This window comes from Paenibacillus sp. RC84 (assembly GCF_041260495.1).
Taxonomy (GTDB): Bacteria; Bacillota; Bacilli; order Paenibacillales; family NBRC-103111; genus Paenibacillus_F.
Window position 1 is genome coordinate 312568 of record NZ_JBGBYL010000003.1, and the last position, 14181, is coordinate 326748.

At 52.8% G+C, this 14181-nt stretch carries 10 protein-coding genes; 8 read left to right on the top strand and 2 right to left on the bottom strand.

Going from position 1 to position 14181, the window contains the following annotated elements; translation table 11 throughout:
- Positions 1–233: 233 nt before the first annotated feature.
- The 3 genes from ABH899_RS08755 to ABH899_RS08765 all read left to right on the top strand — a co-directional run bounded on the left by ABH899_RS08755 (position 234) and on the right by ABH899_RS08765 (position 5189).
- Positions 234–2018: an ABC transporter ATP-binding protein gene (locus tag ABH899_RS08755; protein ID WP_369995626.1), complete on the top strand. Its 1785-nt coding sequence runs from the start codon at positions 234–236 to the stop codon at positions 2016–2018.
- A complete protein-coding gene (locus ABH899_RS08760; RefSeq protein ID WP_369995628.1) occupies positions 2011–3861 on the top strand; it encodes an ABC transporter ATP-binding protein in 1851 nt (616 codons plus the stop codon). The genes ABH899_RS08755 and ABH899_RS08760 overlap by 8 nt, the downstream gene beginning before the upstream one ends.
- 191 nt (positions 3862–4052) lie before the next feature.
- A complete protein-coding gene (locus ABH899_RS08765) occupies positions 4053–5189 on the top strand; it encodes an acyltransferase (RefSeq protein ID WP_369995630.1) in 1137 nt (378 codons plus the stop codon).
- 66 nt (positions 5190–5255) lie between these two features.
- Here the strand turns inward: ABH899_RS08765 and ABH899_RS08770 are convergent, their stop codons facing one another.
- Complete coding sequence (locus ABH899_RS08770) at positions 5256–5939, bottom strand: hypothetical protein (protein ID WP_369995631.1); 684 nt, start codon at positions 5937–5939, stop codon at positions 5256–5258.
- A 259-nt stretch (positions 5940–6198) separates the two neighbouring features.
- Here ABH899_RS08770 and ABH899_RS08775 point away from each other — a divergent pair, with 259 nt between their 5' ends.
- The 5 genes from ABH899_RS08775 to gyrA are packed head-to-tail and all read left to right on the top strand — an operon-like array spanning position 6199 to position 13506.
- Entirely contained in the window at positions 6199–7008 is an 810-nt protein-coding gene (locus ABH899_RS08775; RefSeq protein ID WP_009675526.1) for a GDSL-type esterase/lipase family protein, read from the top strand.
- The gene (locus tag ABH899_RS08780) at positions 7005–8012 is read left to right on the top strand and encodes an ABC transporter ATP-binding protein (protein WP_369995633.1); all 1008 of its coding nucleotides are present in this window, start codon (positions 7005–7007) and stop codon (positions 8010–8012) included. The genes ABH899_RS08775 and ABH899_RS08780 overlap by 4 nt, the downstream gene beginning before the upstream one ends.
- The gene (locus ABH899_RS08785) at positions 8005–8997 is read left to right on the top strand and encodes an ABC transporter permease (RefSeq protein WP_009675515.1); all 993 of its coding nucleotides are present in this window, start codon (positions 8005–8007) and stop codon (positions 8995–8997) included. The genes ABH899_RS08780 and ABH899_RS08785 overlap by 8 nt, the downstream gene beginning before the upstream one ends.
- Before the next feature lie 48 nt (positions 8998–9045).
- Complete coding sequence (parE, locus tag ABH899_RS08790) at positions 9046–11019, top strand: DNA topoisomerase IV subunit B (protein ID WP_369995634.1); 1974 nt, start codon at positions 9046–9048, stop codon at positions 11017–11019.
- 24 nt (positions 11020–11043) lie between these two features.
- On the top strand, positions 11044–13506 hold the full coding sequence (gyrA, locus tag ABH899_RS08795; protein WP_369995635.1) for a DNA gyrase subunit A: 2463 nt from the start codon (positions 11044–11046) through the stop codon (positions 13504–13506).
- An 18-nt stretch (positions 13507–13524) separates the two neighbouring features.
- On the opposite strand, the gene ABH899_RS08800 is transcribed toward gyrA, so the two are convergent.
- A complete protein-coding gene (locus ABH899_RS08800; RefSeq protein WP_009675479.1) occupies positions 13525–13692 on the bottom strand; it encodes a hypothetical protein in 168 nt (55 codons plus the stop codon).
- Positions 13693–14181: the final 489 nt, after the last annotated feature.

Genomic DNA, 14181 nt, shown 5'->3' on the forward strand with positions numbered 1-14181 from the left:
TCCGGGTTTAGTTAGGTTTGTTATGATACCGCTTTCATTGATGGGAAATTTGATGATTTACAAGGATAGCAACTCTCAGGTGTCTAAATCGTGAACAAATGAAGGGTTAAGGGGAATTCAGCCTCTTTCCACTCGTTGCCGCCCTACGGGGATGGTGTTAAGATTCATTAAGGTTTGCTAGGTAAAGCCTTGCTCAAAATTCGGTGAACTTGGCCCATGTCCAGGAGGATGCTATGGAAGTCTTTAAGGGGCTCAAACGGTTTTATTGGCCCGAACGGAAGCTGCTTTTCGCTTCTATTTTTTGCTTGATCTGCACGACGGCCTTAGGGCTTGTGTACCCGAACCTGCTGCGTTATCTCATTGATGACGTTATCGCGGTGAAGCGCTACGATCAGGTCCCTGTACTGGCTCTATTCGTAGTAGGGGTGATTGCGGTGAAAGCGCTGTTCCAGTTTCTGCACGGGTTCAGCGGGGGGCGGCTCGGCAACCGGGTCGCGTATAACATGCGGGAAGCGATGTATGAGAAGCTCCAGTACTTGTCTTTCCAGTACTACGACAAAGCCCGAACAGGGGATCTGATGTCCCGTCTTACGGCCGATCTTGAAGCGATCCGGAATTTCATCGGCTTCGGTTTCGCGCAAATTCTGAACGTGTTTTTGATGGTTCTTTTCGGAATGGTCATGATGTTCTCGATCAGCTGGAAACTGACGCTTCTGACGATGCTGACGATGCCTTTTCTGGCTTTTGCGGCCATTCGTTTTGAAGGAAAAATCCATCCGGCCTTTCGTTCGCTCAGGGCTTCCATGAGCAATATGACGACGGCTGTGCAGGAAAATATCACAGGGGTGCGGACGGTGAAATCTTTTGCCCGTGAACCTTACGAAGTCGAGAAATTTACGCTCCGCAACGAGGAATACCGGGCGAACAACGTCATTACCTCGGAGATCTGGTCCAAGTATTTCCCGGTGATGGAGCTGATCGCGAACCTGAGTGCCGTTATTCTGCTCGGTGTGGGCGGTTACATGGTGATCCTCGGATCGCTGTCCGTGGGAGAACTCGTCGCTTTTTTCAGCCTCGTCTGGTATATCATCGGGCCTATGTGGGGAATCGGGTTTCACATTAATAACTATACGCAATCCAAAGCGTCGGGTGAGAAAATTCTCGAAATTCTCCATCAGTACGTTCATGTGAAGGACGGGGAGCATGCAGTCGAACTGAACCCCGATACCGTAAAAGGGCATTTTTGCTTCGACCGGGTGACTTTCGCTTATCCGGATGCGGAGGCGGCTATCCATGATCTCAGTCTGAACGCGCCTCCCGGAACCGTCATCGGTTTTCTGGGCGGAACGGGGTCCGGGAAATCGACGATTATTTCCCTGCTCATGCGGGCATACAACGTGAAAACCGGACAGATCACACTGGATGGAATGGATATTAAAGACATCCGGCTGGAAAGTCTCCGAAGCCAGATCGCGACGGTTTTCCAGGAAACGTTCCTGTTCTCCTCGACGATCAAGGGCAACATCGCGTACGGGCGCAAAGACGTTACGATGGACGAGATTATCCGCGCCGCCAAGCTTGTGAAAGCGCATGATTTTATTATGGAGATGCCCCTTGGCTACGACACGGTCGTGGGTGAGCGGGGAATGGGCCTCTCGGGCGGACAAAAACAGAGAATCGCCATCGCTCGCGCTCTGATTAAAGATCCTAAAATTCTTATTCTGGACGATGCGACCAGCGCGGTCGATATGGAGACGGAACAGGAAATCCAGGCGGGATTCAAGGAAGTGATGCGGGGCAGGACAACGTTTATTATCGCCCACCGTATTTCTTCACTCAAACACGCCGACGAAATTATCGTGCTGGATAAAGGGCGCGTCGTGCAAAGAGGGACTCACTCGGAGCTGATCCGTCAGGAAGGCCCTTATCTGGAAACGTACCGCATCCAATATTCGGATCATCCCGATGTCGCGGGAGCGGCGGATGCGCAGCAAAGGAGGGCGGCAGTCCATGAGTAACCGGCAGCGGCAGTCCGAAGAGAAAGTGAACGGCAAAGGAACCGGGAGCGGCGAACGGTTCGTCTACCAAGACGACGAGATGCTAGAGAAATCGTTTGACTGGGGGCAGTTTAAACGACTTGCCGTTTACATGAAGCCTTACAGCAAGCAGATTATTCCGATCGTAATCGTCATGATGATCGTCGGAGCGGTAACGAAGCTGTCGATCCCGCTTATCATCAGTACGACGATCGATTCGTCGCTTCATGTCGGCGGGGACGCTAAATTTTTATTCGGCATGGTCGCTTTAATGCTCGGGGTGTACATCATCCAGTGGCTGGCGAATAAATACCGCATCAAGTATACGAGTGTAATCGGCCAACGCGTGATTTACGACCTCAGGCACGACCTGTTCCGGCACATTCAGCGGCTGTCCTTCGAATTTTTCGATAAGCGGCCGGCGGGTTCGGTGCTCGTGCGTGTAACGAACTACGTGAACTCTCTTCAGGACTTGTTCACGAACGGTGTTGTCAACATGATGATCGACTGTGTCCAGCTTGTCGGGATCGTGATTATTCTGCTGACGATCAACTTCAAGCTGGGAGCCGCGATTATTATTACGGTTCCGCTCATGTTTATCGTTTCGTCCCAGCTTCGCAAACGGGTCAGACGCTCGTGGCAGACGGTTAATATCAAGCAGTCCCGTCTGAACGCCCATCTCAACGAGTGTATTCAGGGAATCCGGGTCACGCAGGCATATACGCAGGAGAAGGAAAATATCCGCTTCTTCGAACAGATGAATGAGGACAACAAACAAGCGTGGAACCGGGCTTCCAAGCTGAACCAGAGCTTCGGGCCGATCATTGAGATTACGGGCGCGATCGGGTATTTTATCCTGTTCTGGTACGGAGCGAGCCTGATTCAGTCCGGGGAAATTACGGTCGGTCTCCTGGTTGCTTTCGCAAGCTACATCGGGAACTTCTGGGAGCCGATCAACCGGATGGTCCAAATGTATTCGCAGCTTCTCGTGGCCATGGCTTCGGCTGAGCGCATCTTCGAATTTATGGATGAGCAGCCGACCGTCGGCGAGAAAGAAAACGCTGCCGAACTTCCGCCGATCCGGGGGCAGGTCAGCTTCGAGAATATCGTATTCGAATATGAGAAAGGCCGTACCGCCCTGAACCATATCAATGTGGACGTTCAGCCGGGGCAGAGCATTGCTCTTGTCGGTCATACGGGTTCGGGCAAGAGCACCATCATTAACCTGCTCTGCCGCTTTTATGATCCGACGGAAGGCCGCGTACGTATTGACGGGAAGGATATACGCGATGTTAAGCTGCAAAGTCTGCGGTCCCAGATTGGGATCGTCCTGCAGGATACGTTCATTTTCTCGGGAACGATCCGCGACAATATCCGTTTCGGGCGGCTCGACGCGACGGATGAAGAGATCGAAGCGGCCGCCAAAGCGGTTCATGCGCATGACTTCATCCTGAAGCTGCCCTTCGGCTACGATACGGAGGTTCAGGAACGGGGGAACGCGCTCTCGATGGGGCAGCGGCAGCTGATCTCGTTCGCCCGGGCGCTGCTCGCGGACCCTTCTATCCTCATTCTGGACGAAGCAACCGCAAGCATCGACACCGAGACGGAGCTGCGTATCCAGGAAGCGTTAAAAACGCTCTTAAAAGGCCGAACTTCCTTCATGGTGGCCCACCGGTTGTCCACGATCCGCGGTGCGGATAAGATTATCGTTCTCGATCACGGGACAATTATGGAAACCGGCGATCACGACGAGCTGATGAGGCATCAGGGCATTTATTACGGGCTGATTCAGGCTCAATATAAATTTTTGCAGGATGCGATTTAACGGGCCTGCACGCATGAAGATGAATCAAGGGAACTCCTCCGGGAGTTCTTTTTGTTTGAGGGTAAGAATGGATGAGCCATACCAGCGAATGCTGTTGGAGGGAAAGAATGTTAACCGTTCTCTCTCGACAGAAAGGGTCAAATCGTGATAGGGTAATTAATTGGATGGAACACGAGTGAAGGAGGATTTGTTTGAACCGCCAGATAACTACAAAAACGAGTAAACTGAAAATTTTTGAAATGGACATCGTGCGTGCTGTAGCCATTATGGCCGTCGTACTCATCCACTCGACAACCGAAGCGGCCGTGTATCCGTGGGAAGGGCAGGTCGTTCCGGACGAGGGAAGTTTGTCCCAGATCATTTTGTTCACCCTTAATCGCGCCTGCCAATTTGCGGTACCTGTCTTCATTCTGATCAGCGGACTTGTCCTGTTCTACCGGTATTCGGGAAGCTGGAGCGTGAAGACGGCCGTGCAATTTTACAAACGCCGGTTATGGAGCGTTGTCGTCCCTTATCTGATCTGGTCTCTTTTTTATTATATATACAACCCCTGGATTTCCGGACAGCCCGTAGAGCTGGACGCGAGGGAGTTTCTGGGGGACATTCAGTGGGCGGATACGGGGTATCATCTTTATTTTATGATCATTATCCTGCAGTTTTATGTGATTTTTCCGGTGCTGATGTTCCTCGCCAAGTATAAATGGTTCCGTCTTTCGATGGTTCCGCTCGGTATTTTGATCCAGTTGGGCTTCTATTCCTATAACCATTTGGTAGCGGTTATCGATCATTTCCCTTCGCTGGCGCCGACCTATTTCAGTTTCTTCCTGACGGGCGGGTTTATAGGACTCTATTACGATTTCTTCCGTCAAAAAATGAAAAGCGTCGTATCGTGGGCCCTGCTCGTTATGCTGGTGTCCGGCGGAACGTACGTGGAGATGTTCCTGCTTAACCGGTACGATAACCGGATGTTCGAGAATACCTGGTATGTGATCGCCATGCTGTTCTACGCGACTTCTATCTCTGTGGTCCTGCTCGGAGCCGGCAAATGGCTGCTGGACAAACTGCCGGCCGCCGCGAAATGGCTGCTGCCGCTCGGCTCCTACTCGTTCGGCATTTATTTGATGCACCCGCTGATTCTAACGGCGTTTAAGCTGAAAATTTCCGCGCCGGGCGGTATGGCGGCTTACAATCTATATGTGCTGCTCAGCTTCCTGAGCGCTTTGCTAGGCTCGCTGCTGGCCGCCGTTCTGTACCGCAAAGCGGCACGCGCATTAAAGCCTGGCAAAAGCAAACCAGCCTCGCCCGGCAGCGTTCCGATGAACGGCTAGGGTCCGGTCAAGAAAATCACGTCCAAACGGGCGTGATTTTCTTTTTCCGGCGTGAGCGTGACGCGCTTACTCCAGGGTAAGGTACATCACAAAAGCGTAGGGCGCTTTTGAGGCTTCCTCCTCCGGCGATTTTCCGGAAGTAAACGTGACGGCATCGGCGTCCGAAGCCGCAAATCCCCAGACGGCAGTCGGGGTGGAGTCGGGAATCGTAATTTTCTCATAGAGTTTTAACAGATGGGAATGGGTAAAGTGCTTGCGGTTCACGGGTACGTTAAAGCTTGAAGTCGAAGAGCCTCCCGAGTCCTTAAGGCTGACCGTGACGGTATAGGATTGAAGGACGTCCGCATCTTTATCGTCTGTATCCTGATGAACCGAAACGATGAACTCTCCGTTGTAGTCCTTTTGCGTATCTCCATTACTGCCTCCCATAGGCAGCGAAATTTGAGAGACCAGAGTCTCGGATGTCTTCCCGTTTTCCCATACCTTGTAGGAAACACTCAACTGCTTTTTGACGCCTTTGTAGCGCACAATTACACTGCCCGCATAGCTGCCGAGGAAAGGGCTGAATTTGGCGGCGTCTCCCGCGAAAAGATCGGCCGGCTCCACAATCAATTGTTCCGGGCCTGCTGCATAAGGGGACGGGGAAGGGCTTTCGGACGGGGGCGAAACAGTTGGAGCGGAGCAGCCGCCTGTCAGCAAAGCCAGCATCAACAAGCCCGTCAATCGGTTCCGTACTTTTACGAGACGCATAAATGGGTTCTTCCTTTACTATCAGACATAAAAAATGAAATAAACTTTTATCAAATTACCATATTTTTCAAAACATTTCCAGGGGTAGTTCATGAGGGATCGAAATATCCTTTGAAATCAGAGAACGTGTGTTCTATAATAGAGAAATCATGTAAGTTCGCAGCTTGATCCTGTCCGCTCCCCCATTTGCAAATAGACGAACGAACGGATACTCTTTTAAGTAGGAACAAACGGACAAGACGAGGGGGCCTCTATACCTATGAAATCGCGAACGTTATGGTTTGTTGTCGGCACGACCGGCCTGATTTCCACGCTTCTGTTTGCCGGAGGCTTCGGATATGCGGTCAAGGATGTCCTGTCTCCGGGTTCCGGCGGGGGGCAGTTGACAGCGGCTCCGAAAGAAACGCCGGCCGTGAACGAACTGGACCGGAAAAATAAAATTCAGCTCGTATCCCTGGGCGATTCGCTTACGGCGGGCACCGGAGACGGTACGGGCAAAGGATATGTGGGACGATTCCGGGAAAAGCTGGAGGAACAGACAGGCAAACCCGTTTACGTGCTGAATAATCTGGCTATTCCCGGCGCCACCACCGATGCGCTGCTTAAGGAATGGGACGGCAAGAAGACGACAGATGCGCTGAAGCAGGCGGATCTTATTTTGCTTACGATAGGCGGCAACGATATCTTCCAGAGCGGCAGCGACATTTTCACGAACAATGACCAGGGCTTCAATCCGGAAGCGGCTGCCAAACGCGTTGAGCCTACTCTTGCGAATCTCGACAAGATTCTGACGAATATCAACAAGGCGAATCCGGATGCGAAAGTGATGTACGTGGGGCTGTATCATCCTTTTTTGGATCTTGATCCGAAGAAAGCCGGTTCCCTGATCGTGCAGAAGTTTAACGACGGGGCTTTCGCGCTGACGAACAAGTTTCCGAATGCCGTTTTCGTGCCCACTTACGATTTGTTCGAACAGAATTTGAACAAATATTTGTTTACGGATCATTTTCATCCGAATCAGGACGGGTACGAGCGGATCGCAAGCCGGATGGCGCAAATTTTGAAATGACAGGGGGAGTAACTGTGGCTGGTGACCGGGAACTGGTGCTGTCTGTGAGGGATGTCCGAAAAAGCATCCGCGGCAAGGAAATTATCAAGGGCATTTCATTCGATGTGTACGGCGGCGAAATTTTCGGATTTCTGGGGCCCAACGGCTCCGGCAAAACGACGACGATCCGGATGCTCGTGGATCTCATTAAGCCGTCTTCGGGAGTAGTGACGATCTGCGGCTTCGATGTCCAGAAGCAGCACAACGAAGCGATGCGGTACGTAGGTTGTATCGTGGAGAATCCTGAACTTTACGGCTATTTGACGGGCTGGGAGAACCTGGAGCACTTCGCACGGATGCTCCCCGATACCGGCGAGGAGAGGATCAAGGAAGTCGTCGAGCTGGTAGGAATGGATGCGCGCATCCACGATAAGGTGAAAACCTACTCGCTCGGCATGCGCCAGCGTCTCGGGATCGCCCAGGCTCTTCTGGCAAGGCCCAAGCTGCTCATTCTGGACGAGCCAACCAACGGCTTGGACCCGCAAGGAATCAAGGAGATGCGGATTTTTATCCGCAAACTTGCCAAAGGCGGGCTGAGCCTGTTCGTATCCAGCCACCTGCTCAGCGAAATTCAGCAGCTCTGCGACCGCGTCGCCATTATCAGCAAAGGGCAGGTGATTGCGGTCGGGGAAGTGGACGAGCTGATCGTGCAGTCCGGCAGTACGGTTCTCTGGTCCGTTGATCCGGTTGACGAAGCGGAAGCATGGCTGGGCAGGCAGCAGGGAGTCTCGGTGCTCGGCCGGCGAGAAGAGCTGTCAGCTGAGGAAGACGAGCCTGCCGTATTATCTTCGCTTCATGCGGGGGAGAGGGCGGGAACGATTGTCACACAGCTGAGCGAAGAGCGGATTCCGGAAATAAATCGCGGTCTGGTGGATGCAGGAATCCGGATCTACGCTATCGAAATGAAACATCCGACACTGGAGGATCTGTTCCTGAGTCTGACGGAGGGTGAGAAAATTGGGTAACTTGGCGGCGCTAGTCCAGAACGAAAGCATCAAAATGGTGAAAAAACGGCGTTTTCTCGTGGTCATCCTGATCCTGCTCGCTCTCATTCCCATGTTTACTTATGCACAGATGCGTGTCTCCCAGAATACAATCAAGCAATTCGGCACGACGGATTGGAGAGCTTCGGAACGTCAGAAAATCGTGGATTACCAGCGGAGTCTCAGCTCCGCCCGCGTTCCGGAGGAATGGAAAGAGTTCAGGCGGGCACAAATAAAAATATCCCAGTATTATCTGGATCATGATATTAATCCGCAATCTCCCAACGGTGTCACTTTCACCAGAGAATTTCTGAATAACTCCATCTCGCTGTTCATTCCGCTCATCATTATGGTCATCGCGGCGGATATCATTTCATCCGAGCATTCGGGCGGCACCATCAAATTGTTGTTGACAAGACCCGTAAAGCGATGGAAAATCCTAATGAGCAAGTTGATCACGCTGATCCTGTTCGTTTCGCTCGTTGTTTTGTCAACCGCTGCGCTCAGTTATCTCATATCCGGGCTTGTTTTCGGGTACGGGGGATGGAACATGCCGGTGTTTGTCGGCTTCAAGACGAGCGGAGGAGACGTGGATCTTAGCGGGGTCCATGCCATCGACCAGTGGAAATACCTGCTGATGGAAACCGGACTTGTCTGGTTTGTCGGCATAGTGGTCGCCATTCTTTCCCTGATGTTATCCGTGCTCATCCGTTCGACGGCGGCCGGAATGGGAATTATGCTGGCCGTGCTTATTTCCGGCACGATTCTGACCAATATGGTATCCTCTTGGGAAGCGGCCAAGTATTTGTTTATGGTGAATCTGAAGCTGACCGATTACATGACGGGCGCGCTGCCTCCGATTAAAGGCATGAGCCTCGGGTTTTCGCTGGCCGTTCTGTCGGTCTGGGCTGTGATCTCACTTTTTGTTTCGTTTGGGGTATTTACCCGTAAAGATATTTTAAATTAACGTATGAACCCGTTCGGGAATGGAAAAAGGAAAGAAGGAGGCGCTTCGATGACCGAGCAGCTAGAGATGATGACGAATCAACCGAACCAGCCGGCGGAATACGATGCCGATGCGATTCAGGTACTGGAGGGGCTGACGGCTGTCCGCAAAAGGCCGGGCATGTACATCGGCAGCACAAGTACTTCGGGCCTGCATCATCTGGTTTGGGAAATCGTCGATAACGCGGTCGATGAACACCTCGCGAAGCATGGTTCCAAAATTGACGTGACGCTTCATAAAGACGGATCCGTCACCGTACAGGATAACGGCCGGGGCATCCCGACCGGCATGCACAAGACCGGCATACCGACGCCGCAGGTTGTATTTACGATTCTTCATGCCGGAGGAAAATTCGGCGGCGGCGGGTACAAGAAGTCCGGCGGCCTTCACGGCGTCGGCGCTTCCGTAACGAACGCTCTGTCCGAGTGGCTGGAAGTCACGATCTTTCGAGACGGCAAGATACATAAACAGCGTTTCGAATATTGGGTCGACGAGAAGGGCGTGGAGCATGTAGGGGAACCGAGAACCGGACTAGAGGTGACGGGGACCACGAACAAAACAGGTACGCGCGTTACCTTCAAGCCGGACCGCCGCGTTTTCCAGAACGGCATTGCAATCAGCTACGATACTCTCGCCGAACGGCTTCAGGAAATCGCTTTTCTGAACTCCGGGCTGGAGGTCATTCTGAAAGACGAGCGCACGGACCAGGCCGAAACGTTCAAATACGACGGCGGAGCGAGCGAGTTCGTCAAGTTCCTCAACGAGGGCAAATCGGTCATGCACGACGTGATCCACTTCGCATCCGAGAAGGACGACATCGAGGTGGAAGTCGCGCTCCAGTATAACGACGGCTACACGGAAACGATCGCTTCGTTCGTGAACTCGATTCCGACACGCGGCGGCGGGACCCATGAAACCGGCTTTAAAATCGCCTATACGCGAGCGATGAACGAATATGCCCGCAAAACCGCCATTTTGAAGGAAAAAGAAAAAAATCTCGACGGAACCGACCTGCGGGAAGGCATGATGGCGGTAATCAACATCAAGATGGGCGAGGTCGAATTCGTCGGCCAGACGAAAGACCAGCTCGGCAGCGCATCGGCGAGAAGCGCCGTAGACGCTATCGTGTCGGAGAAAATGGCCGTATTCCTGGAGGAAAACCCGCAAATCGCCCAGAGCATGCTGAAAAAAGCGATCCAGTCGGCCAAGGCCCGTGAAGCGGCCCGCAAAGCGCGCGAGGAAGTGCGCAGCGGCAAGAAAGGCCGCAGCGAAAGCTCCAATCTCGGAGGCAAGCTGACGCCGGCGCAGTCGAAAGATTACGCCCGCAACGAGTTGTTCATCGTGGAAGGCGATTCCGCGGGAGGCTCCGCGAAGCAGGGCCGCGATTCGAAGCATCAGGCGATTCTGCCCCTGAAAGGGAAGCCGCTCAACCCGGAGAAAGCGAAACTCGCCGATATTCTCAAGAACGACGAATATAGGGCGATCATCGCGACTATCGGCGCGGGAGTCGGCTCCGAATTTGCCCTCGAGGAGAGCAACTACGGCAAAATCATTATCATGACCGATGCCGACACGGACGGCGCCCATATCCAGGTGCTGCTCCTGACGTTTTTCTACCGGTACATGAAACCTTTAATAGATAACGGCAAAGTCTATATTGCGCAGCCGCCGCTTTTTAAAGTGACCAAGAAAGCAGGCAAAAACAGTGCGGTCCACTACGCTTGGACCGATGATCAACTGCAGGCGCTCCATAAGGAGCTGGGCAAAGGCATCGAACTGCAGCGTTATAAAGGACTGGGAGAAATGAACCCGAACCAGTTGTGGGAAACGACGATGGACCCGGGAAGCCGCACTTTGCTGCAAGTGCAGATTGAGGACGCGGCCAAGGCGGAGCGCCGGGTATCGACGCTGATGGGCGACAAAGTCGACCCGCGTAAACGATGGATTATCGAAAATGTAGACTTTACTGAATCCGAAGAGTGACTGAACGTCTAGAGGTGAACCGAGTTGAGCAGTTTGGAACAGTTTTTACCCGCGTTTCTGGAGGAAGTAGTAGGGGACCGGTTCGGCCGCTACTCTAAATATATTATTCAAGACCGGGCGATTCCCGATGTCCGTGACGGACTGAAGCCCGTGCAGCGCCGCATCTTGTATGCCATGTACGATTCCGGGAATACTCCGGACAAACCGTACCGGAAGTCGGCGAAGACGGTCGGGGATGTCATGGGTAACTATCACCCTCACGGGGACAGCCCTATTTACGAGGGTATGGTGCGCATGGCGCAGCCTTGGAAAATGGGTCACGTGCTCGTCGACGGCCACGGCAACTGGGGTTCGATCGACGACGATCCGGCCGCCGCTATGCGGTATACCGAAGCAAGGCTATCGCCCATTGCGATGGAACTGCTTCGCGATATCGAGAAGCGGACCGTGCTTTTCAAAGATAATTTCGACAATACGACCAAAGAACCCGTTGTTCTTCCTTCCCGCTATCCGAACCTGCTGGTTAACGGCGTAAGCGGGATATCGTCCGGATTTGCGACCGAGATTCCCCCCCATAACCTTCGGGAAGTTATCGATGCGTGTACCGCGCTGATCGATGCGCCGGACATCGGCCTGGAAGAGCTGATGCGTCATATGAAAGGCCCCGATTTTCCGACGGGGGGCATCATCATGGGCGAGGAAGGCATCCGGGATGCGTACAATACGGGCAAGGGCCGCATTTACGTCCGTTCCAAGACGGAGATTCAGGACCTCAAAGCGGGCCGGCAGCAGATTGTGGTGACGGAAATTCCGTACCAAGTCGTGAAGTCGAGACTGGTTACCGCCATTGAAAATATCCGTCTGGAGAAAAAAGTCGAAGGCATTGCCGAAGTCCGCGACGAAAGCGGAAGAGACGGCATGCGCATCGTCGTGGAGCTTAAGAAGGAAGCCGACGCCCAGGGGATTCTGGCTTATCTGCTGAAAAAGACCGATCTCCAGGTCACCTATAATTTCAATATGGTGGCCATCGTGAACAAGACGCCGAAGCAGCTCGGTTTGAAAGACATGCTGTCGGCCTACATTGAGCACCAGAAGGAAGTTGTCACGTTCCGCTCCCAGTACGATCTCGAGAGGGCGGAAGACCGTGCGCATGTTCTGGAAGGGCTTGTCAAGGCGCTGAACATTCTGGACGAAGTCATCGCGGCCATCAAAGCGTCCAAAAACCGTCTCGATGCCCAGAAAAATCTCGTCACCCAGTTTGGTTTCACGGAGCGCCAGGCCGATGCGATTCTGGTACTCCAGCTATACAGGCTGACGAACCTGGAAATTACTTCGCTGGAAAAAGAACTGAAAGACGTGCAGAAGACGATTAATCATCTGCGCGGCATTCTGGGAAGCATGAAGAAGCTACTCGGCGTGATCAAGGACGAAATGAACGAAATCCGCACAAAGTACGGCATTGAGCGCCGGTCGGATATCCAGAACGAGGTTGAGGAAATCAAGGTTAACCTGGAAGTGATGGTGACGCCGGAGGATGTTCTCGTTACGCTGTCCAACGAAGGGTATATTAAACGGACAAGCATGCTCTCTTATACAAGATCGGGCGGCGCGGTCGACAACACAGGACTTAAGGAAGGCGATTATCTCCGCCATCTGAAGGAAGTCAACACGATCGAAAGCCTGCTCATTTTCACAAACAAAGGGCAGTATTTCCTTCTTCCCGTCCATCTCATTCCGGAGTACAAATGGAAAGATAACGGCACCGCTATCGTGAACATTATTCCGATTGCGAAAGATGACCGGATCGTGGACATGATCCCCGTGAAAGATTTTAACGAAGAAGGCAAATCGCTCGTCTTCATTACCCGTAAAGGGCAGGTCAAACGGACCGACCTAAAGGAGTATTACACGAACCGCTCCAGCGGCATTGTCGCTTGTAAAGTAGGAGCCGGCGACGAGATCCTGCATGTCCAGCTTAGCGACGGAACGAAGGATATCATGCTGGCGACGAAGCAGGGGATGAGCATCCGTTTCCGCGAGGAGGAAGTCAACCCGATGGGGCGCGCCGCGGCGGGAGTCCGCGGGCTTCAGCTGCGGGAAGGCGATGAAGTGGTTGCGGCGGATTGGGTATACGGAGATGAGGGCGAGGTGCTCGTTATCTCCGATCTCGGCTATGCCAAACGTACACTGCTGGTGGATTACCCGCTGCAGGGACGCGGAGGCAAGGGTATCGGCACGTTTGAATTTAAGGAAGGCAAGCGCGTGAAATCTAACGGCAGCGAGCTGGTCGGCATGTTCTATTTCAAACAGGACTACGAAATCACTGCCTGGAACAGCAGCGGAGAGAAAACTGTCTTCAAAACCAACCAGGCCCCGCTTGATGACCGTAAATCGATTGGAAAGCAGCTTGTGCCGGTTTCCAAAGGCGAAAGGATTGCCGCCCTTGTTAAGAACGCAAGCCTGGATAAACGTCCGCCGAACGCGTGACACATCTCCCATTAAAAATCAATCATAGCTGGTGGTAGGCGGATCCATCGTTTCCATGAGCTGAAAAGCGATTTCCAGTACGACCCACAGAGGCACTTGTTCGTCCAGACGTTCGAGCCAGCCCGGGTCCTTCAATAAACCAAGATCAAGTGCGCGCTGTCCCAGCGCGCTTTTTTTTATGTGCACGGGCAATCCCTCCTTCTACCGTTTACTTACAGTGTATGTGCATCCGCCCAGAAATGTGCAGGACAGCCGCGTTATAGAGAACAGGGGAAGAGAAGCGTGCAGAGGAGTGGAAATAGGAAAGGGATGCGGACTGAAAGGAAAAAGGAGTAAGAAACAGGATAGCGGCATCGGTCATCGACCCGATCCGGTCCGATTCGGACCGTGCTTACCAAATCGCGCAGAAGCAGGTGGACGGAATTTTGTGCAAAACGTTAGGCGAGCATAAGCGGAGGGATAGATTGAAAACCAGGGAATTTAACCGTTTAAAAGATGCCGGGGGAAGGAGCGGAAACGCCGGAGAGGAATTGAGAAGCGCAAAAACGAGGCTAAAGACGCAGACGCTGGTTCTCGCAATTCGGACAACTTTTCCGCCGGCAGAGCCCGTAACTTAGCGAATAGACGCGAAATGCCTGACTTATTGTCTTAAAGTATTAACGGCATTAACCTATA